The following is a 20,797-nucleotide window of genomic DNA, read 5'->3' as shown; positions in this document are numbered from 1 at the left end:
AGGACAATCGACCTGTCGGAGGATGTTGATGAACCCGCACGCGATCTTCGAACTGCGTCGCTACCGCTTGCGCCCCGGGGGCAGGACCGCGCTCACGGAGCTGTTCGACGCCGCCTTCGTCGAGCCGCAGGAGGCGCTGGGAATGCGGATCGAGGGCGAGTTCTGGGATCGTGACGATCCCGATGCTTTCGTCTGGGTGCGCTCCTTCGCAGATTGGGATTCGAGAGCGCGTGCGCTGCAGGCGTTCTACGGCGGGCCGGTCTGGGCTGCGCATGGCGCTGCGGCCAATGCGACGATGCTCAACTCCGACAACGTGCTGCTGCTGAAGCCGGCCGGCGCCTTGGCGCCGTTCGCGCACAGCCTGCCGCGCGCCGAGGAAAAGGCACGGTCGCAGGCGACAGGACTCGTGGTCGCGAGCGTCTGTTCGCTCGCCCCCGGCAAGGAGGCCGGCTTCGCCGAACTGTTCTCCGAGCGCGCCTGTCCGATCCTGCGCCAGGCTGGCGCCCGGATCGATGCCATGTTCGTCAGCGAACGCGGCGCGAACAATTTCCCACGGCTGCCGGTGCGCGAGGGCGAGACCGTGTTCGTCTGGTTCGAATGCCACGCGGACGAAGCGAGCCAGACTCGCCATCGCGAGCAGCTCGCGCGCATCACCGAGTGGACCGACGATGTGCAGCCACGTCTCGACCGGCAGTGCTGGCGGCCGATCAAGGTGTCCTACCTGACGCCGACGTCACGATCGCTCTGCGCCTGGTGATCCGACCGGGATGCGCGCTTGGCCACTGTCTCAACGGCTCCCGCCGAGGCAGCCGCACTTGCGCGGCCGATCGTGCGCCGCCGTCCAGCGGCGTCGCTTCGGGAGTGACGCTGGGTCGGAGATTTCGAGATCGCGCAGGCTGGAGATGATGGCGGAAGGGGTGGGATTCGAACCCACGGTACCCTTGCGGGCACGCCGGTTTTCAAGACCGGTGCCTTAAACCACTCGGCCACCCTTCCGTAGCAGGAATTTCAATCGCTTATCGAATGGGGGGGCTGAACGCAAGGCGAACCAGCGGAGGTCTCGGGCAAATCTCGGTCGGATATTGCCGAGACCGGCGAGGTCCTCAGCGATCCCGTCGATCCGTTCGCCAAGCTTGGCCCTGATTCGCTGCGATGTGTCGGCGGAGCCTGAGACCCGCGGGTTCAAAACCGTCGCCAAAGATTGTCCCGCGCAGGGGCGGTCATCGCAGCGCGAAGGCGATCAGGCTGGAATGGAGCAATGCGGCGCTCGATAGCGCCAGGGCGAGGAACGCGCCCGACAGCACGTCGCGATGGACAAAATGTCTAGGGACGAAAGCTCGATGTCGCATGGGCCACCTCGCGTGGGTGGACGTCGTGAACGGCCTCGAGCCGTTCTTCAAACCGATCTTCCGCGGGAAAATCTCGTCGTCTGGCCTGCTGGTCAGAACCGAGGCTTCAGATCCGTTCTGAAGCGTCATGGCCGGAGGCCGACGAAAGTCGACCGGGTGGTCGACTGTCCGACATCGTCCGGAAATCAGGCCCGCGAACGGACGCCTTCGAACGCGTGAGCGAGGAAGATCCCGGCGCCAACCAAGCCCATCACTGCCGTCATTGCTTCGATCATAGCGAACACACCCTGTTGTCGCCCCCGTGTGAAGCAAACGACGTGCAGCCCTGCACAGTCAAAATGATTCAGGTGGAGGTAAATCAGAACTCACCCGGGTGAGCTTTTCCAGCAACATATGTGACCCAAAAGGTGCACTCGCAACACGCCGACGGCGGAGAACTGCACGCTTGGGCAGTCACTGCACGCGCGCAACAACCGCTGGAAAGCTCCGGTTAACCACGGCGCGGGCGACCCCATTTCCGCCGTGTTCGGGTTGCGTTAGTCTTGTGCATTGAGTTGCGGGGGATGCGACTCGGGAAGAGCAGGCTGGCGCGGGCAGGGCGGCGGCCGCTGAAGTGGTATTTGGGGTCGATGGGGATTGGTCAAACAGATCCGGTCGGGAAAGCGGCGCGTGCTGCTGTCGCTGTCCTTGCCTGCCTGACGGTCGCGAATTGCGCTTCGTCGAACAAGTTCGCCAGCAAGGTCGATCCGAAATACGGCGTGTCGTCGAGCCCGCGGGTCGTCGGCTTCGGCGAGCCGGTGCCGAAGGGCGGCGGAGTGTACCGAATCGGCAAGCCCTATACGGTCGCCGGCAAGACCTACGTCCCGGAAGAGGACGCCAATTATCGCGCCGAGGGCATGGCCTCCTGGTACGGCGACGACTTCCACGGCCGGCTGACCGCCAATGGCGAGGTGTTCGACATGACGTCGCTGACGGCGGCGCATCCGACCCTGCCGATGCCGAGCTATGCGCGCGTCACCAATCTTGCCAACGGCAAATCGCTGATCGTGCGAGTCAACGATCGCGGCCCGTACCATGCCAACCGCCTGATCGACGTCTCCAACAAGGCCGCCGATCTCCTGGAATTCAAGGGCAACGGCGTCGCCCGCGTCCGCGTCGAATATGTCGGCCGCGCGCCGCTCGAAGGCTCCGACGACACCCAGTTGATGGCGACCCTGCGCACCGGCATCCCGGCGCCTGCGCCGTCGCTGGTGCGCGTCGCCTCGGCCAAGCCGTTCGTGCCCGAGATGGGCGCGAGCCGTCCGATCCGCGGCGAGGTCCCGCTGCCGGAGGGGCGGCCCTATACGCTCGGCAACACCTCGGCCGACATGGCCTCGATCGGTGCGGCCTCGGAGTTGTCGGCGTCGAGCCGGACGCGCGGACGCAGCCTCGATAATCCGCGCGCGGTGTCCTACGACCAGAGTGGCCGCTACGTCTCGCAGGGAGAGACGACAGCCAATGACGGCGCCGCTGAAGCCCGCGACATCATGAGCGGCCGCGGGCTGTACTGAGCTCGCCGCCCATCGAGCCGGACGCCGTCAACCGCCCCGCTTGGGGCGGTTTTGATTCCAGCAGCCGCCGTCGTCTTACCGGGCGCTGAACGGCACCCGCGCCTTGGCCGAGAAGGTCCAGACGCGGGTGTTGCCACCGATGCCGCCATACTCGGCGCCGAGACCCAGGCCGGCGCCACCGGCTGTCTCGATGCCGAGGCCGCCGGTGAAGCGCGCCGACCAGCCCTGCAGCAGCGGCGTCGATGCCAATGCGCCGGCGACGAGAGCGTTGGCGTCCTCCTTGTTGAAGTAATAGTCGCCATACATGCCGAGGAAGGGCGTCAGCAGCAGGCCGCTATCGAGCCAGGCGACGGGATAGGCGGCACGCAGACCGCTGGAGGCGCGGCCGCTGGCGAAGTCGTAGGAGCCCTGCCGTGTACCCAACGAGTCGGTGTAGGCGTTCTGATGCTCCCACAGCGCGTAGACCTTGGTCGACGGCTCCAGCACCACGCCCGCCAATTTGTAGTTGCCGGTCAGGCCGGAGGACAGCATCCAGCGCTGGCCGGTGAAGTTGCCCTGCGCCGTTCCCGCACTGCCATTATAGCCGATGCCGGAATAAGCGACCGCGGCATCGAAACGCAGGGTCGGCACGATCTTCCAGCCGAGATAGGCGCCAGTGGTCCAGCCGTCACCCTTCAGCTTTCCGTTGATGTCCTGCTGGGTGTAGCTGAACGTTTCGTAGCCGCCGAGCACGCCGACCAGGACGCTCGGCGTGGCGCGATAGGTCAGCCCCATCGTGGCGTTGAGCTGCTGGCCATAGAGCGAGGCTTGGCTCGACTGGGTGACGCCGAATGTGCTGGTCGTGCCGAAGCGATCGACGCCGGTGCCGCGCACGTCGGCCCATAGCAGCCACTCCTTCTGCTCATGCCATTTCGGCGCGGCCTGCTTCTTGTCGCCGCGGTCGATGGCGGCGAAGGCATCGTCGACTCGGTTGCGATTGACGGCGCGTCCGCGCTGCGGCGCCCCCGGCGGCACGGAGGAATAGGCGTCGGTGCCGCTGCCGGCCCGGTCGGACACGGCAGGCCGTTCATCCTGATCGCGCGGATCAGCCGAGAAGTTGAAGCGCATGCGCGTGCTGCCCGGTGTCAGGAACTGGCCGCCGCCGTCGCTGAAGCCGTCGGCGATGGCATCATCGATCGCGCCGGAGATCGCCTGTCCCGAATTCTGCGCCACCATTTTGGAGACGGTCTGCTGCAGCGAGCGCAGCCGCACGCTGTCGACCGGCACGTTGACGGTCTGGGCGAGGCCGGACGACGTGCTCGCCAAGAAGAGCGCGCTGCCGCCATAGGTGGCGGTGATGGTATGGCTGCCGACCGAAAGCGTCGTGGTCGTCAGAGTCGCCGCGCCGCTGGCGAGCGTGGCGGTGCCGATCGGCGAGCCGTTGTCGTTGAAGGTCACCGTGCCGGCCGGCGTGCCGCCGCCGTTTTGCGGAGCCACTGTCGCGGTGAAGGTCACCGCCTGGCCGAACTGACTGGGGTTCTGTGACGAGGTCAGCGTCACCTGGGTGCTGAGCTGACCGACCGAGAGGCTGAACGTCGCGCTGGCGGTCGCGCTGACGCTGTCGGTCACCGTCACCGTATAGGTGGCCGCTGCGGTCGTGGCGGTCGGCGTGCCGCTGATCTGGCCGTTCGACGTATTGAAGCTGAGCCCGGTCGGCAGGCCGGGAGACACCGCATAGGTCAGCGCGCCGGTGCCGCCGGAGCCGGTGATCGGCGCAAACGGCGTCACCGCCTGATTGATCGGCAGCGTGGTGGAGGGCACGGCCGTCGTCGCCGCGACCGGACCGTTGACGGTCAGGCTGAAGGTCGAACTCGCGGTCGCGCTGTTGGTGTCGGTCACGGTGACCGTGAAGGTCGTCGCCGGGGTGGGCACGGTCGGCGTGCCGCTGATCTGGCCGTTCGACGTGTTGAAGCTGAGGCCGGTCGGCAAAGTGGGAGACACCGCATAGGTCAGCGCCCCCGTGCCGCCCGATCCGGTGACCGGCGTGAACGGTGTGGCCGGCTGATTATACGGCAGCGTGGTGGACGGCACGGCGGTGGTGGCTGCGACAGAGCCGCTGACCGTCAGGCTGAAGGTGTTGGTCGCGGTCGCGTTGGCGGCATCGGTCACGGTCACCGTGTAGGTGGTGGCGCCGCTGGCGGTCGTCGGCGTGCCGCTGATGCTGCCGGTCGAACTGTTGATCGCGAGACCCGCAGGCAGCGAAGGCGATACGCTGTAGGTGTACGGCGTCGTGCCGCCGCCGCCGGTCACCGGCGTGAACGCGGTGACCGCATGGTTCGCGGTCACGACCTTCGACGCGATCGCCTGCGTGGCCGTCACGGCGCTATTCACCGTGAGGCTGAACGTGTTGCTGGCGGTGGCGCTGTTCGCGTCGGTGACCGTGACCGTGTAGGTTGTCGCGCCGCTGGTCACCGTCGGTGTGCCCGTGATGGCGCCGGAACTCGTGCTGAGCGCGAGGCCTGTGGGTAGGGACGGCGAGATGCTGTAGGTGTAGGACGGCGTGCCGCCCAATGCGGTGACCGGCGTGAACGATGTCACAGCCGCATTCTGTGTGACCGCCTTGGAGGCGATCGCCTGCGTGGCGCTCAACGGGCCGTTGACCGTCAGCTGGAAGGTGTTGCTGGCCGTGCCGTTGTTGGCATCCGTCACCGTCACCGTGTAGGTCGTGGTGCTGCTGACGGCGGTCGGCGTGCCGCTGACCTGGCCGGTGGACGTGTTGAAGCTGAGGCCGGCAGGCAGGGTCGGCGATATTCCGTAAGACAGGGGTGACGTGCCGCCGCCGCCGGTGATCGGGGTGAACGACGTGATCGCCGTATTGACGGTGACGGTGGCGGCGGAGATTGATTGCGTCGCCGTGACGGCGCTGTTGACCGTCAGGCTGAACGTGTTGCTCGCGGTGGCGTTGTTGGCGTCGGTGACGGTGATCGTATAGGTGCTCGCGCCGCTGGTCACCGTCGGCGTGCCCGTGATCGCGCCGGTGCTGGTGCTGAGCGCGAGGCCCGCGGGCAGCGATGGCGAGACGCTGTAGGTCAGCGACGGCGTGCCGCCGCTGCCGGTGACCGGCGTGAACGAGGTCGCCGCCGCGTTCCGCGTCAGCGTCTTCGAGGCGACCGACTGCGTGGCCGTGACCGCGCCGTTGACGGCGAGCGTGAACGTGTTCGAGGCCGTCGCGGAGTTGGCGTCCGTGACGGTAATCGTATAGGTCTGCGACCCGCTCACGGCCGTCGGCGTGCCGGTGATCGCGCCGGTCGAACCGCTGAGCGTCAGGCCCGAGGGAAGGGACGGCGAGACGCTATAGGTATAGGATGGCGTGCCGCCGCCGCCTGTGACCGGCGTAAAAGATGTCGCCGCCGCATTCTGCGTCAGTGTCTTCGACGCGACCGACTGGGTGGCCGTGACCGCGCCGTTGACCGTCAGACTGAAGGTGTTGCTGGCGGTGGCGCTGTTGGCGTCCGTCACCGTGACCGTGTAAGTGGTCGCGCCGCTGGTCACTGTGGGCGTGCCGGTGATGGCGCCGGACGACGTGTTGAACGACAGGCCGGCGGGGAGCGACGGCGATACCCCATAGGTGAGAGGCGCCGCACCGCCTGAACCGGTGACGGGTGTGAACGACGTGGCCGCGGTGTTCTGTGTCAATGTCTTCGAGGCGATCGATTGCGTTGCCGTCGGGCCAACCACGCTCAAAGGCGTAGGAGTGGTCGCCGTACTGCCCGAGACGGAGCCCGGTCCGGTCGCCGATACGATACCCGTCGTGTAGGAATACGAGCCGGGCGTCGGCGACGACACGGTCAGCGTCACGGTACAGCTTGTGCTGGCGTTCACCGTGGCGCCACTCAGGCTGAGGCTGCTGCCCGCGAGCGTCGCCGTGCCGCCGCTGCAGCTCGTCGCTGCACCGGAACCTGACAGGCCCGCAGGCAGCGCACTCGCAGCCACCGCGACGCCGGTCAGGGCAAAGCCGGAATTGGGGTTGTTGATCGTCAATGTAAGCGTCGCGCTCGACCCCGACGGTATCGATGTCGGCGAGAACGCTGCCGAGATGGTCGGCGCAACGATGTTGGCCGGGAGATTGGTGATGTTGACCGTGAAAGGGGTTGTGGCGTTGCCGTAGATATTGCTGTTCGTGTCAGAACCGGGTGCGTAGTACATCGTGAATGAGTCGGCGCCGCCGGTCTCACCCACAGCGAGCGACGTGATCGTCACCTTGTAGTCGACGACGTAGCCCGAGATCCCGTTGATGCCGGTTGGGCCGACGATCACTTGATAGGTGGCTTTCGAAGTGGAGAACGTCCCCGCGTCGCCGTTGCCCGAGGTTCCACCCGATCCCGAAACCGGGTAATTGTTACCAATGTCGGCGCCGTTCTGCTGATACAAGCCGCTCTTGATGGCAGCGCAGTTGCCGGCCACGGAGAAGGTGACGCCCGACCCGTTGGCCACCTGGCCATTCATGTCCACGCTCGAGCTGGGCGTGCACGACTGTGCCTGCGCCGCGCTCGGCAGGAGCGATGCTGCCGCCGCGAGCACGATGATGGCGGTCAGAGCGTATGAGGATAATCTCGACAAGCGCTGCAAGTGCGCGTGCACCCGCTGAAGAACGCGGTCCCCGAGTCTGGCTGCCAGTTCCACAATGCCCCCTCACGGCATCTCGTGATTCGAGAGCGCCGCACCCAAAAAACTTGATTCCAAATTAAGATATCGAAGGTTTGAACTTGGAGGTCGGCGTTCTCGCGGGCAAGTCATTTCAGCGCGCACGGATTGCGTTTCTCTCCCAAGTTGCATGACTGCCACAATCTCGTCTGCCGGAATCGCTGCCTTGACCAGACAGCTGCTCTCGACCTACAATCTGTGCTTGAGTTCCTGATTTTCACAGTCAAAGATAATGCTTCTTGGTTCGGCGTGCTGCTGACCGCGGCTTGATCGACCCAATTAAGAACAATTCGTTTTTGGGAGATAACGCATGCCATTGCAGCCAATCCTCGGGCAGATCATGCCCTTTGCTGGAGCCCAGCCGCCCAGGGGATGGGCGTTCTGCAACGGCGCGTTGCTGGCCATTCAAACCAACCAAGCCCTGTTTTCGCTGCTCGGAACGTATTACGGCGGCAACGGCGTCACGACGTTTGCGCTGCCCGACCTCCGCGGCCGGGCCATTCTCGGATCGACGGGAAGCGCGGGGCAGTATCCGGCGGGAATGATGAGCGGCTCGGAGACGGTGACTCTGATCCTTTCGCAGCTGCCGTCTCACAATCATCTGCTTTCGGCGAGGACCGACACCGGATCTGGGCGAGGGGCGAGCCCGTTGAACAATCTGTTCGCCACCAACACGCTGCCGACCGACAATCCAGGGTTGATCTTCACCTCAACGGGGGCAGGCGAGGTGCCGCTGGCGCCCGACACCAACATCGGCTTGTCCGGAGGCGGCCAAGCCCACAATAACATGCAGCCTTACTTGGCGATCAGCTATCTGATCGCGCTCAACGGCGTCTATCCCTCGCGGAACTGAGCGTTACGCTGGCCGCTCTCGGCTGTCTCGATCTGGTGTCTCGTCCTTTGCGTCGAGTCACCCATTTCTCAACGAATGAAGTTCGTGCTCGAGCCGCGAAGCCAGGCCCGCGCTCGCCAAATGAAAGGAGTTCGGGATGTCTGACCCCTTTATCGCCGAGATCAGGCTATTTGCATTTCCACGCGTTCCCGATGGCTGGCTGTTGTGCGACGGAAAGTCTCTGCCGATCTCGGAATACGAGACCCTGTATACGGTCATTGGCACCACGTATGGCGGCGATGGCGTCCAGACCTTCAATACGCCTGATTTGCGCGGCCGCGTTCCGATCGGACAAGGCACGGGGACCGGCTTGCAGACCTACGTGATCGGCCAGGCCGCGGGAGAAGACGAGCACAGTCTGAACAGCAACGAGATTCCGTCTCACAGCCATTCGCTACTGGCGTCAACGCAGGCTGCAAGCACGGCAACACCTGGCCCATCGGTCATTCTCGGGACGGCGTCCGCCGACAATCTCTATGCGCCGGCCGCCAACGCGGCGCCCTACACGACCATGTCGACCCAAGCCGTCGCGACCGCGGGGCAGGGCCTTGGCCACAACAACCTGATGCCGACCGTCGTTGGCAACTACTGCATCTGCTACGCGGGCGTTTTTCCGTCTCCCGGTTGAGCGGCTGCGCTTCGATCGACGTGATGGCGCATTCCAAGGAGACACAGCTTGTCAGATCCCTTTATCGGCGAAATCCAGGCCTTTCCTTTCACTTTCGCGGCCGACGGCTTCAACAATGCCTGGCTGCCTTGTTTCGGTCAGTTGGTCCCGATCCAGCGTTTTTCGCCGCTATTCGCGCTGATCGGCACCTACTATGGCGGCAACGGCACCAGCAATTTCCAACTGCCCAACCTGAGCGGCAGCATCACCAACGGCCAGGGTGACGGACCCGGCCTGCAGCCGCGCGTGATCGGCCAGACGATGGGCAGCAGCACCGTGAGCCTCACGACCGCCGAATTGGCGGGGCACACCCACGTGCTCCAGCTTGGCAACAAGGCTGCGGAGGGTGGCGCACTCGGCCCCGGCACCGGCAACGCCATCGCGGCCATCGATCCCGCATTCAACGGTTTCCTGCCGCCGCCCGCTCAGGCCACGCTCTCACCGCAGGCGATGACATTCACCGGGCAGAACATCCCGCACGACAACATGCAGCCGACCCAGGCGCTGATCTGGTGCATCGCCTATGCCGGCGTCTTCCCGTCGTTCAACAACTCCTGACCGAGCGTGACGACGATCGGAAGCGAGATCGTCTCGCAGGATGCCCGTTTGCGGCTCAGGCTTGCCGAAGCCGATGACGAGCCGTTCCTGCGCGACCTGTTCAAATCCGTCAAAGGCGCGCAGCTTTCCGCAGCGAATCTGCCGGAAGCAATGCTCGATCTCGTGGTGGCGCAACAATATCGCGCGCAGGTCGCGGGCCATGCGGCGCAGTGTCCGGCAGCGCAATCGCTGATCATCCTGCGCGACGGATCGCCGGTCGGGCGGCTGCTGCTCGATCGCGTAGCGTCGCGATGGCACGTGGTCGATCTCGCACTGCTGCCGGGCACGCGCAACGCAGGCGTCGGGCGCGAGATCATGCAGGCCGTCGCCGCGGCAGCCCAGCAGCAGGGCGCCGAGGTGCTCTCGCTCGCGGTCGCCACCACGAACGACGATGCGATGCGGTTCTATGCCCGACTGGGCTTCTGCGACATCGCGGATGCGGCCACGGCCTCGCATCGCCGGATGGAACTTGCGCTCGCGCGCTAGCGAACCGGAGCGACCTCGCGCAGGAACGCGATCAGCGCCGCGTTCACCTCGTCGGCTCGTTCCTGCTGGATCCAGTGGCCGGCGCCGTCGATGATCAGCTTGCGCCGGAGATCCGGCAGCATGCGCTCCATGTCCTGGACACGCTTGGCGCCGATGATGCCCTTGATCACCGCATCGTCGCTGCCGGCGATGAACAATGACGGCTGGCGGATCATCGCATCCTGCCACGGCGCGGTGAGCTCCCAGTTTCGATCGATGTTGCGGTACCAGTTGAGGCCGCCGCGGAAGCCGGAGGCGCGGTAGGCCGCGATGAACTCGGCGAGGTCGGCCGCGCTCAGCCACGCCGGCAGCGGCCGATCGGGATCTGCATCGCCAAGAAAGCCCTTGTCTGACGCGACGAACAGCGACTGCGGATCGGAAAAGCCGCGCGCCAGCATCGTGCGCATCGTCAGCGCGACGTCCCGCTCGAACTCTGCCTCGGCGACACCGGGCGTCTGAAAATACTGCCAGTAGAAGTTCTCGATGCCGCCGGCCCTGAGCGTGTCGAGCGGCCGGCCGCGGCCCCGTAAGGGCGGCGGCACGCTCAGGCCGGCCACGGCAGTGAACAGGTCCGGACGAAACATCGCGGCGTGCCATGCCACCGGCGCGCCCCAGTCATGGCCGATGATAACGGCCCTGTCTGCGCCGAGCGCCGAGACCAGCGCGACCATGTCGCCGACATTGTCGAAGATGGAGTAGGCGGCGATATCGCGAGGCGCCTGCGAGCGGCCGAAGCCGCGCATGTCGGGCGCCGCGACCCGATAGCCGGCCTCGGCCAGCGCGGGGATCTGATGCCGCCACGAATAGGACAGCTCGGGCCAGCCATGGCAGAGCAGGACGAGCGGACCTTCGCCCTGTTCGCGCACGAACAGCTCGATTCCGTTGGCCTTCACGATCCGCCCCTGTGACACCGCGTCCTCCCTGTCGATTGTTCGTGCTTGGTCCAACGGTATCGCATCGCGCGCAGGGCGGTGCAAATCGCGGGACAGCCGCTGCGGCGGTGGACTGCCGAGTTGTTTGCGCAACGCCCAGATGCTAGATTCCGAGCGCGCTCCAGAGCTTAGCCGATGAATCTCATGCTTTTACCGTTCCGCCGCGCCGGCACCACGTCCGGGCGGACGACGCGTGCCCTCATCGCCGTGGCGGCCGCGCTGGCCGTCGGCTGGAGCGGGATGCTCTATGCCGCGAACCAGAGCGTCCAGGGCGCGAAGAAAGACGATGGCGGCTTTGACGGCGACGCGCCGACAGCGATCCTGGTCGAGGCCAACAGCGGCAGCGTGCTGTTCGAGAAGAACGCCGACGAGCTGCGCGCGCCCTCCAGCATGATGAAGCTGATGACCGCCGAGGTGGTCTTCAACGCCGTCAAGGACGGCACGATCAAGCTCAACGACGAATACCGGATCAGCGAGAATGCCTGGCGCAAGGGCGGCGCGCCGTCGGGCACCTCGACGATGTTCGCGGCCCTCAACAGCAAAGTGTCGGTCAGCGATCTCCTGCATGGCGCGATCATTCAGAGCGGCAACGATGCCTGCATCGCGCTAGCAGAAGGCATGGCCGGCAACGAGAAGATCTTTGCCGCCGACTACATGACCAAGCGCGCCCGCGAGCTTGGCCTGACGAAATCGACCTTCGCCAACTCCAACGGGCTGCCCGATCCCGGCAACAAGATGACCGTGCGCGAACTGTCGATGCTCGCCCGCCACATCATCCTGGATTTCCCCGAGTTCTATAAGATCTTCGGCGAGAAGGAATTCACCTGGAACAAGATCCGCCAGCAGAACCGAAATCCACTGCTCAATGCGATGGAAGGCGCCGACGGGCTGAAGACCGGCTACACCAAGGAGGGGGGCTACGGCATGGTCGGCTCGGCCGTGCAGAACGGCACGCGGCTGATCGTCGTGGTCAACGGCCTGGAGGATCCCGAGGATCGCGCCACCGAGGCCAAGAAGATGCTGGAATGGGGGTTTCGCAACTTCGAGACCCGCACCCTGTTCGCCGCCGACCAGACGCTCGGCTACGCCAAAGTTTTTGGCGGCGAGAGCCGTTCGGTGAAGCTGTCGAGCCCGGTGCCGGTCAAGGTGATGGTGCAGAAGAACGGTGGCGAGAAGCTGCTCGCGCGCATCATCTATAGCGGCCCGTTGAAGGCGCCGGTCGAGTCCGGGCAGAAGGTCGGGGTTGTCAGGGTGTGGCGCGGCCCCAATATCGCCATGGAGGCCCCCGTCTATGCTGCGGAGGCGGTGGGCAGGGGGTCCACGATGCGGCGCGCGATCGACGGGGCGAGCGAGCTCGTGATCGGAATGTTCCGCGCCGGGGCCGAGAAGCTCTAGAGACATGGCGGATGCAGCTTTGAAACGTGGTCCGGGCCGCGGCCGATTCGTCACCTTCGAGGGCGGCGAGGGCGCCGGAAAATCCACGCAGATCAAGATGTTGGCGGACCGTCTGGAGAAAGAGGGTGTGCGCGTCGTCTTGACCCGCGAGCCCGGCGGCTCGCCCGGGGCCGAGATCATGCGCCACCTCGTGCTGTCCGGCATGGGCAAGCTGCTTGGCGCGGAGGCGGAGACGCTGCTGTTCGCCGCGGCGCGCGACGATCACGTGCGCAACGTGATTCTGCCGGCGCTCAACCAGGGCAGCTGGGTGCTGTGCGACCGCTTTTTCGATTCGACCCGGGCCTATCAGGGCAGCCAAGGCAAGGTCGCGCCCGACGTGCTCAATGCGATGCAGCGGGTCACGATCGGCGACCTCAAGCCGGACCTGACGCTGATCCTCGACGTTCCCGTCGAGGTCGGGCTGCAACGCGCCTCCGCGCGGCGCGGCAGCGGCACGCCGGACCGGTTCGAGGGCGAGGACCTCAAGTTCCACAAGGGCTTGCGCGACGCCTTTCACAAGATCGCCGCCGCTGAGCCGCGGCGCTGCGTGCTGATCGATGCCACCGCGAATGCCGAGACGGTGGCGCACATCGTCTGGGGCGCGGTGCGCGAGCGGCTGTTCACGGCCGTGGCGGCGGCATCATGAGCGCGCGCAAGGTCGAGCCGGAGATCACAGTCCGGCATCCGCGCGAGACCACGGCGCTGTTCGGGCACCGCGAGGCGGAGGCGGCGCTGCTGGCCGCCTATCGCAGCGGGCGCATGGCGCATGCCTGGCTGATCGGCGGGCCGCAGGGGATCGGCAAGGCGACCCTGGCCTATCGCATGGCCCGGTTCGTGCTGACCCATCGCGATCCCATGGCGTCCGAGGTGCGCGCCGCCGAATCGCTCCACGTCGATGCTGACGACCACGTCGCCCGCCTGATCGCCTCCGAGGCTCATGGCGGGCTGCTGACGCTGGAGCGTTCGGCCAACGACAAGGGCGTGCTGCGCACGGTCATCACGGTCGACGAGACCCGCGAGACGATCTCGTTCTTCGGCTCGACGGCGGCCGTCGAAGGCTGGCGGGTGTGCATCGTCGACACCGTCGACGAGCTCAATCCGAACGCGGCGAACGCGCTGCTCAAGATCCTCGAGGAGCCGCCGCAGCAATCGCTGTTCCTGCTCGTCAGCCACGCGCCGGCCCGGGTGCTCGCGACCATCAAATCGCGCTGCCGCCGGCTTTCGCTGCGGGCGCTGTCGACCGAGGACGTCATCAGCGCCGCGGCCGAGGCGACCGGCATGGACGGCGGCGATCCGGCGCTGCGCGAGGCCGCCAAGGCCTCCGAAGGCAGCGTCTCCAGGACCCTGATGCTGATGGGCGGCGACGGGCTGCAGCTGCAGACCCGCACCGCCGCGCTGCTCGCAAGCCTGCCGCGAATCGACGCTGGCGAGCTGCATGCCCTCGGCGACGCGCTCGGCACCAGCGACCGCGTCGCGCTGGCGAGCTTCCTCGACAGCATCGAACGCTGGGTGGCGGAACGGCTGCGGGCGCAAGATCCCAACGCGGAACTGCCGCGCCTTGCACGGCTGGCGGAGGTATGGGAAAAGATCGTCCGCGCCGCGCGCGACACCGAATCCTATAATCTGGAGCGAAAACCGCTGGTTTTCTCGGTGTTCGGGATGCTCGCCGAAGCCACGCGGTAACGCGCCGACCATCATCCCGGGATCATCAGGATCAATCCGTCCATCGACGGCGTCAAAGAGGAATCTGCCGTGGCCAAGGCCAGCAAGACAACCGTGAAGAAGGGCAAGCCGGCGACCAAGGGCGCCGCGACGAAGGCTGCCGCCAAGAAGACCGTCAAGAAGGCTGCGAAGTCGCCCGCGAAGGCCAAGGCCGGCGCGAAAGCGAAGGCAGCCAAGGGCAATGACAGCAAGGACAAGGCGAACAAGGCTAAGGCCGCCAAGGTCGCAGCTGCCAAAGCCAAGGCACCGAAATCCAAGGTACCAGCTTCCAAGGCACCAGCTTCCAAGGCCGCGACGTCAAAGGCATCCAAGGGCGCCGCGAAGAAGGACGTGAAGGCTCCTGCCAAGAAGGCCGCGGCCAAGCCTGCGGCACCGGCCAAGAAGACCGTGACCAAAGCCGCCGCCACCAAGCCCACGCCCTCAAAGAAGCCCGCTGTGACGAAGGCCGCGCCTGCTCCGAAGCCGGTCGCGCCAGCGGCCACCGAGAGCCCGAAGCCGCCGCGCGCGGCAAGGCCGAAGGCGCCGCGCAAGCGAGAGGTCGAGGCCGTCGCGGCTCCAGAGATCGAGATCGCCGAGGCGGAAGTGGCTGAGGTCGAGATCGTCGATATCGAGGTCACCGAGACCGAGGAAGCCGCCGAGCCCGTCACCGCCGCGCCGGCCGACGCCAACACCTTCTACGTCACCACGGCGATCGCCTATCCCAATGGCAGCCCGCATATCGGCCACGCCTATGAGGCGATCGCGACCGACGCCATCGCGCGCTTTGCGCGGCTCGACGGCAAGGACGTGTTCTTCCTGACCGGCACCGACGAGCACGGCCTGAAGATGGTGCAGACCGCGCAGAACGAGGGCCTGACGCCGTCCGAGCTCGCCACCCGCAATGCCGGCCGTTTCCGCGAGATGGACGAGCGGCTGAACGTCTCGTTCGACCGCTTCATCCGCACCACCGAGCCCGCCCACCATAAGTCGGTGCAGGCGATCTGGACGCGCATGCTCGAGAACGGCGACATCTACGCCGACACCTATTCGGGCTGGTACTCGGTCCGCGACGAGGCGTACTACGCCGAGGAAGAAACCGTGGTCGGCGAGGATAATGTCCGTCGCGGCCCGCAGGGCACGCCGGTCGAGTGGGTGGAGGAGAAGAGCTACTTCTTCCGCCTCTCCGCCTATCAGGACAAGCTCTTGGCGCTGTATGAGAGCCAGCCCGATTTCATCGGACCTGACGCGCGGCGCAACGAGATCACGAGCTTCGTCCGGGGCGGGCTGAAGGACCTCTCGATCTCGCGCACGACCTTCGACTGGGGCGTCCGCGTGCCCCACGACGACGAGCACGTGATGTATGTCTGGGTCGACGCGCTGACCAACTACATCACCGGCGTCGGCTTCCCCGACGAGAAAGACAAGAACTGGAAGTACTGGCCGGCCGACGTGCACGTCATCGGCAAGGACATCATCCGCTTCCATGCGGTGTACTGGCCGGCGTTCCTGATGTCCGCCGGCGTGCCCGTGCCGAAGCGGGTCTATGCGCACGGCTTCCTGTTCAACAGGGGCGAGAAGATGTCGAAGTCGGTCGGCAACGTTGTCGATCCGTTCAACCTCGCCGACCAGTATGGCGTCGACCAGCTGCGCTATTTCTTCCTGCGCGAGGTGCCGTTCGGCCAGGACGGCAACTACAATCACGAGGCGATCGTCGCACGCATCAACGCCGATCTCGCCAACGACCTCGGCAATCTGGCGCAGCGCTCGCTGTCGATGATCACGAAGCAATTGGGCGGCGTACTGCCCGAGCCTGGCGAGTTCTCGGCCAACGACCAGGCGATCCTGGCCGAGGCCGATGCGATGATCGGCGCGGCGCGGAAGGCGATGGCGACGCAGCAGATCCATCAGTGGCTCAATGCCGTGTGGTCGGTCGTGGCCGAGGCCAACCGCTATTTCGCGGGCGAGGCGCCGTGGGCGCTGGCGAAGACCGATCCGAAGCGCCAGCACACCGTGCTCTATGTCACCGCCGAGGTGATCCGGCAGGTCGCGATCCTGACCCAGCCGGTGATGCCCGCGGCGTCGGCGAAGCTGCTCGACAGCCTCGGCATCCCCGAGGGTGAGCGCAGCTTCGCGCGGCTTGGTGGCGAGGTGCGCATCGCGCCCGGCACGCAATTGCCGGCGCCGCAGGCGGTGTTCCCGCGCTACATCGAGCCGACGGCGGCGTGATGCTGGTCGATAGTCACTGCCATCTTGATTTTCCGGATTTCGCCGAGGATCTGGATGGCATCGTCACGCGTGCCGCCGCCGCCGGCGTCGGCCGCCTGGTCACGATCTCGACACGGGTGCGCAGGCTCCCCGAGCTGCTCGCGATCGCCGAGCGGTTCGACAACGTGTTCTGCTCTGTCGGCACCCATCCTCACAATGCGGATGAGGAGGACGGCATCTCGGCCGAGGAGCTGATCGCGCTGACCAGGCATCCGAAGGTCGTCGCGCTCGGCGAGGCAGGGCTGGATAATTTCTACGACCACGGCTCCAAGGACGCCCAGGAGCGCGGGTTCCGGGCGCACATCGCGGCCGCCCGCGAGACGGGCCTGCCGCTGGTGATCCATACCCGCGAGGCCGACGAGCAGTGCAGCCGCATCCTCGACGAGGAGATGGCGCGCGGACCTTTCACGGCCGTGCTGCATTGCTACACCGGCGGACGCGAGCTGGCGATGAAGGCGATCGATCTCGGACTGCACATCTCGTTCACGGGCATCGTAACGTTCAAGAAGTCGGACACGCTGCGCGCGCTTGCCGCCGAGGTGCCGGCCGACCGCATCATGGTCGAGACCGACGCGCCGTATCTGGCGCCCGGAAAATTCCGCGGCAAGCGCAACGAGCCGGCCTATGTGGTCGAGACCGCCAAGGTGCTGGCGGAAACCCGCGGCGTGTCGTTCGAGGAGTTCTCGCGCCAGACCTCGGACACGTTCTTCAAGCTGTTCTCCAAGGTGCCGCGACCGCAGGAGCTCTCATGACCCTGACGCTCACCATCCTCGGCTGCGGCTCCTCGGCCGGCGTGCCGCGTCCGGCACTGGGATGGGGCGCCTGCGATCCCAACAACCCAAGGAACCGCCGCCGCCGCTGCTCGCTGCTGGCGGAGCGCCGCGGCGCGCATGGGGTAACGCGGGTGGTGATCGACACCTCGCCGGATCTGCGCGAGCAGCTGATCGACACCCATGTCGATCACATCGACGCGGTGTTCCTGACGCATGAGCATGCCGACCAGACCCATGGCATCGACGATCTGCGCTCGGTGGTGCTGCATCAGCGCCGCCGCATCCCGGTCTACCTGAACCAGTCGACCGCCAAGGACATCATGCATCGGTTCTCGTATTGCTTCATCTCGCCACCGGGCAGCGACTATCCGCCGATCCTCACCCAGCATTCGATCGAGGCCGGCGAGACCCAGGCCGTGGAAGGGAAGGGCGGTGAGCTCAGGCTGACGGCGTTCCTGGTCCAGCACGGCAACATCCCCGCGCTCGGCTACCGAATCGGCGACGCCGCTTATACCCCGGACCTCAACGACATTCCCGAGGAGAGCTGGGGCGCGCTCGAGGATCTCGACCTCTGGATCGTCGACGGTCTGCGGCCGGCGTCGCATCCCAGCCATTTCTCGGTCAATGACGCGCTCGCCTGGATCGAGCGCTTCAAGCCGAGGCGCGCCGTCATCACCAACATGACCGCCGACCTCGACTACGAGGTGCTGCGCCAGAGCCTGCCGGCCGGCGTGGTGCCGGCGTATGACGGCATGCGGCTGGAACTGACGGCGTAGGCCTCCTCGGCCACCACGGCCGTCATTGCGAGGAGCCGGAGGCGACGAAGCAATCCAGAGCCGTTGCGGGACTCTGGATTGCTTCGCTTCGCTCGCGATGACGGTTTTGGCCAGCCACGAGGTTTCAAGCTCGGCCAATACCAGGGACATGGAGGCGCTACATGCTGTCGCTGTTCTTCGAGGTCGAGGTCAAGCCCGGCCATCTCGACCAGTATCTGCAGCTCGCAGCCGCGCTGCGGCCGGAGCTCGACGCACTTGGCGGCTGCCTGTTCCTCGACCGTTTCAAGAGCCTGTCGCGCGCCAACCTGATCCTGTCCTACCAGATCTGGCAGGACGAGGGCGCGATGACCGCCTGGCGCGTCCACGCCCATCACCACGACATCCAGACGCTCGGCCGCGACAAGGTGTTTTCCGACTACCGCCTGCGCGTCGCGGAGCTGGTCCATGAGGTGAGGCCGGGGCAGGCGGCGTGGGTGCCGGAGCGGCGAGGGACGTACAACGATCCGAAGCGGCGTGCACCGACCTATGTGCTGGTGTTGGAGACCGCAGAGCCGAAGCTGAATGCCGCAACGGAGCTACCGGTCGAGAGCTTTTCCAGCGTGTATCGCGAAGGTCGCTTCGCGCATTTGATCGAGCTGCCGGATGAGCCCACCGGCTTCGCGCTGAGCACGCAGCTGCTTGCCGAACCCGGCGCCGACAACATTCGGATCGTTGAAGTCAGCAGAGACTACGGCATGTACGACCGTCGCGAAGCGCCGCAATACTATCCGGAGAAGAGCAGGGAGAGTTAGTTGCCGTCATTGCGAGCGCAGCGAAGCAATCCAGGAGCTCAGCAAGGACTCTGGATTGCTTCGCTGCGCTCGCAATGACGACTGGGCTGATATCCAGGCTACGACGCGAAGTGCGTAGGGCGGATTAGCGGAGCGTAATCCGCCATGGCCGCAGACAACGAAGGCGGCGGGTTACGCCTGCGGCTAACCCGCCCTACTCATGTGGCTACGCCGAAATCGCCTTCGCCGAATTCACCTCGTTGCGCAGCAGGAACTTCTGGATCTTGCCCGTCGACGTCTTCGGGATCGGCCCGAACACCACGACCTTGGGCGTCTTGAAGCCCGACATGTGGCTGCGGCAATAGGCGATGATTTCGGCTTCCGTGGCCTGCGCGCCATCCTTGAGCTCGACGAAGGCGCAGGGCACCTCGCCCCACTTCGGATCGGGCTTGGCGACGACGGCGGCGAACAGCACGGCGGGGTGCTTGTAGAGGATGTCCTCGACCTCGACGGACGAGATGTTCTCGCCGCCGGAGATGATGATGTCTTTGGAGCGGTCCTTGATGATGACATAGCCGTGCTCGTCGAGCACACCGAGATCGCCGGTGTGAAACCAGCCGCCGGCAAACGCGTCGGTCGTCGCCTTCTCGTTCTTCAGATAGCCTTTCATGACGATGTTGCCGCGGAACATGACCTCGCCGATGGTCTCGCCGTCGCGCGGCACCTCCTGCATCGTCTCCGGATTGAGCACGGTGACGGCTTCCTGGAGGGGATAGGGCACGCCCTGACGGCGCTTCAGCCGCGCGCGTTCAGGCGCCGGCAAATCGTCCCAGCCGGGCTGCTCGGCGCAGACGGAGGCGGGGCCGTAGACCTCGGTGAGGCCGTAGACATGGGTCAGCTTGATGCCGATGCTCTCGGCGCCCTCGAGCACCGCGACCGGCGGCGCGGCGCCGGCGATCAGGCCGACCACCGGCTTCTCGCGCTTGCCTTTGGGCGCATCCGGCGCATTGATCAGCACGTTGTAGACGATCGGCGCGCCGCACATATGGGTGACGCCGTGGGTCTTGATCAGCTCGAAGATCTTGGTCGGCTCGACCTTGCGCAGGCAGACATTGACGCCGGCCGCGGCCGCCATGGTCCAGGGGAAGCACCAGCCGTTGCAGTGGAACATCGGCAGGGTCCAGAGATAGACCGGATGCTGGCCGAGCCCGCCGGCGAGGATGTTGCTGACGGCGTTGAGATAGGCGCCGCGGTGATGGGTCACGACACCCTTGGGATTGCCTGTGGTACCCGACGTATAGCTCATTGCGATCGCGTCCCACTCGTCGGCGGGACGGCGCGGCTCGAAAGTGGGATCGCCTGAGGCGACCGCAGCCTCGTACTCGATCTCGCCGATGCGGCTGCCGCCAGCGTAGGACGCGTCATCGACGTCGATCACGAACGGCTTCGCGCCGCTCATCAGCTTCAGCGCCTCGCTGATCACGCCGGAGAATTCCGGATCGACCAGGATGATCTTGGCCTGGCCGTGATCGAGCTGGAACGCGATCGACGGCGCATCGAGGCGGATGTTGAGCGTGTTGAGCACCGCGCCGGTCATCGGCACGGCGAAATGCGCCTCGTTCATTGCCGGGATGTTCGGCAGCATCGCCGCCACGGTGTCGCCGATGCCGATGCCGCGGCCGGCGAGATAGGACGCGAAGCGGCGGCAGCGCTCATAGGTCTGGCGCCAGGTGAAGCTGCGGCCCTCATAGACCGTGCTGACATGGTCCGGGTAGACGGCCGCGCTGCGCGCCAGGAAGCTGAGCGGGGTCAGGGGGACGTAATTGGCCGCGTTCTTGTCGAGACCGAGCTGATACTGGTTCGTGCTCATCACCACCCTCCCT

General features: G+C 65.9%; 16 protein-coding genes and 1 tRNA gene. 13 read left to right on the top strand and 4 right to left on the bottom strand.

Going from position 1 to position 20,797, the window contains the following annotated elements; genetic code table 11:
- The first annotated feature begins 28 nt into the window (after window positions 1–28).
- The gene (locus ACQR0Z_RS17955) at window positions 29–757 is read left to right on the top strand and encodes an NIPSNAP family protein (protein WP_434919534.1); all 729 of its coding nucleotides are present in this window, start codon (window positions 29–31) and stop codon (window positions 755–757) included.
- A gap of 149 nt (window positions 758–906) precedes the next feature.
- Here ACQR0Z_RS17955 and ACQR0Z_RS17950 read toward each other — a convergent pair.
- A tRNA-Ser gene (locus tag ACQR0Z_RS17950) sits at window positions 907–996 on the bottom strand.
- 982 nt (window positions 997–1,978) lie between these two features.
- Here ACQR0Z_RS17950 and ACQR0Z_RS17945 point away from each other — a divergent pair.
- The gene (locus ACQR0Z_RS17945; protein WP_434919533.1) at window positions 1,979–2,899 is read left to right on the top strand and encodes a septal ring lytic transglycosylase RlpA family protein; all 921 of its coding nucleotides are present in this window, start codon (window positions 1,979–1,981) and stop codon (window positions 2,897–2,899) included.
- Between the two features lie 75 nt (window positions 2,900–2,974).
- On the opposite strand, the gene ACQR0Z_RS17940 is transcribed toward ACQR0Z_RS17945, so the two are convergent.
- Window positions 2,975–7,384 (bottom strand): putative Ig domain-containing protein, encoded by a 4,410-nt coding sequence (locus ACQR0Z_RS17940; RefSeq protein ID WP_434919532.1) that lies wholly within the window; start codon window positions 7,382–7,384, stop codon window positions 2,975–2,977.
- A 508-nt stretch (window positions 7,385–7,892) separates the two neighbouring features.
- Between ACQR0Z_RS17940 and ACQR0Z_RS17935 the strand changes: the two genes are divergently transcribed.
- From ACQR0Z_RS17935 to ACQR0Z_RS17920, 4 genes are all read left to right on the top strand, one after another.
- Window positions 7,893–8,435, top strand: coding sequence for a phage tail protein (locus ACQR0Z_RS17935; protein ID WP_434919531.1), 543 nt, complete (start codon window positions 7,893–7,895; stop codon window positions 8,433–8,435).
- A 136-nt stretch (window positions 8,436–8,571) separates the two neighbouring features.
- Window positions 8,572–9,102: a phage tail protein gene (locus tag ACQR0Z_RS17930; protein ID WP_434919530.1), complete on the top strand. Its 531-nt coding sequence runs from the start codon at window positions 8,572–8,574 to the stop codon at window positions 9,100–9,102.
- Between the two features lie 48 nt (window positions 9,103–9,150).
- Window positions 9,151–9,699, top strand: coding sequence for a phage tail protein (locus ACQR0Z_RS17925; protein ID WP_434919529.1), 549 nt, complete (start codon window positions 9,151–9,153; stop codon window positions 9,697–9,699).
- A 6-nt stretch (window positions 9,700–9,705) separates the two neighbouring features.
- The gene (locus ACQR0Z_RS17920) at window positions 9,706–10,224 is read left to right on the top strand and encodes a GNAT family N-acetyltransferase (RefSeq protein ID WP_434919528.1); all 519 of its coding nucleotides are present in this window, start codon (window positions 9,706–9,708) and stop codon (window positions 10,222–10,224) included.
- On the opposite strand, the gene ACQR0Z_RS17915 is transcribed toward ACQR0Z_RS17920, so the two are convergent.
- Window positions 10,221–11,174: an alpha/beta fold hydrolase gene (locus ACQR0Z_RS17915; protein ID WP_434919527.1), complete on the bottom strand. Its 954-nt coding sequence runs from the start codon at window positions 11,172–11,174 to the stop codon at window positions 10,221–10,223. The genes ACQR0Z_RS17920 and ACQR0Z_RS17915 overlap by 4 nt on opposite strands.
- A gap of 261 nt (window positions 11,175–11,435) precedes the next feature.
- On the opposite strand from ACQR0Z_RS17915, the gene ACQR0Z_RS17910 reads away from it, so the two are divergent.
- The 7 genes from ACQR0Z_RS17910 (at window position 11,436) to ACQR0Z_RS17880 (ending at window position 18,935) form a co-directional block, all read left to right on the top strand.
- A complete protein-coding gene (locus ACQR0Z_RS17910) occupies window positions 11,436–12,590 on the top strand; it encodes a D-alanyl-D-alanine carboxypeptidase family protein (protein ID WP_434919800.1) in 1,155 nt (384 codons plus the stop codon).
- Window positions 12,591–12,594: 4 nt separating this feature from the next.
- The gene (tmk, locus tag ACQR0Z_RS17905) at window positions 12,595–13,275 is read left to right on the top strand and encodes a dTMP kinase (RefSeq protein ID WP_434919526.1); all 681 of its coding nucleotides are present in this window, start codon (window positions 12,595–12,597) and stop codon (window positions 13,273–13,275) included.
- On the top strand, window positions 13,272–14,312 hold the full coding sequence (locus tag ACQR0Z_RS17900) for a DNA polymerase III subunit delta' (protein WP_434919525.1): 1,041 nt from the start codon (window positions 13,272–13,274) through the stop codon (window positions 14,310–14,312). The genes tmk and ACQR0Z_RS17900 overlap by 4 nt, the downstream gene beginning before the upstream one ends.
- 69 nt (window positions 14,313–14,381) lie before the next feature.
- Window positions 14,382–16,556: a methionine--tRNA ligase gene (gene metG / locus ACQR0Z_RS17895; protein ID WP_434919524.1), complete on the top strand. Its 2,175-nt coding sequence runs from the start codon at window positions 14,382–14,384 to the stop codon at window positions 16,554–16,556.
- Window positions 16,556–17,347, top strand: coding sequence for a TatD family hydrolase (locus tag ACQR0Z_RS17890; protein ID WP_434919523.1), 792 nt, complete (start codon window positions 16,556–16,558; stop codon window positions 17,345–17,347). The genes metG and ACQR0Z_RS17890 overlap by 1 nt, the downstream gene beginning before the upstream one ends.
- Window positions 17,344–18,144: an MBL fold metallo-hydrolase gene (locus ACQR0Z_RS17885; RefSeq protein ID WP_434919522.1), complete on the top strand. Its 801-nt coding sequence runs from the start codon at window positions 17,344–17,346 to the stop codon at window positions 18,142–18,144. Before ACQR0Z_RS17890 ends, ACQR0Z_RS17885 begins: the two co-directional genes overlap by 4 nt.
- 161 nt (window positions 18,145–18,305) lie before the next feature.
- Window positions 18,306–18,935 carry an antibiotic biosynthesis monooxygenase family protein gene (locus ACQR0Z_RS17880; RefSeq protein ID WP_434919521.1) on the top strand — a complete coding sequence of 210 codons (630 nt, stop codon included), beginning with the start codon at window positions 18,306–18,308 and terminating at the stop codon, window positions 18,933–18,935.
- Window positions 18,936–19,140: 205 nt separating this feature from the next.
- Here ACQR0Z_RS17880 and ACQR0Z_RS17875 read toward each other — a convergent pair whose 3' ends face one another.
- Complete coding sequence (locus ACQR0Z_RS17875) at window positions 19,141–20,784, bottom strand: acyl-CoA synthetase (protein ID WP_434919520.1); 1,644 nt, start codon at window positions 20,782–20,784, stop codon at window positions 19,141–19,143.
- Window positions 20,785–20,797: the final 13 nt, after the last annotated feature.

This window comes from Bradyrhizobium sp. HKCCYLS3077 (genome assembly GCF_051167555.1).
In the GTDB taxonomy this organism is placed as follows: Bacteria; Pseudomonadota; Alphaproteobacteria; order Rhizobiales; family Xanthobacteraceae; genus Bradyrhizobium.
This window is presented reverse-complemented; position numbering and strand designations above follow the sequence as displayed.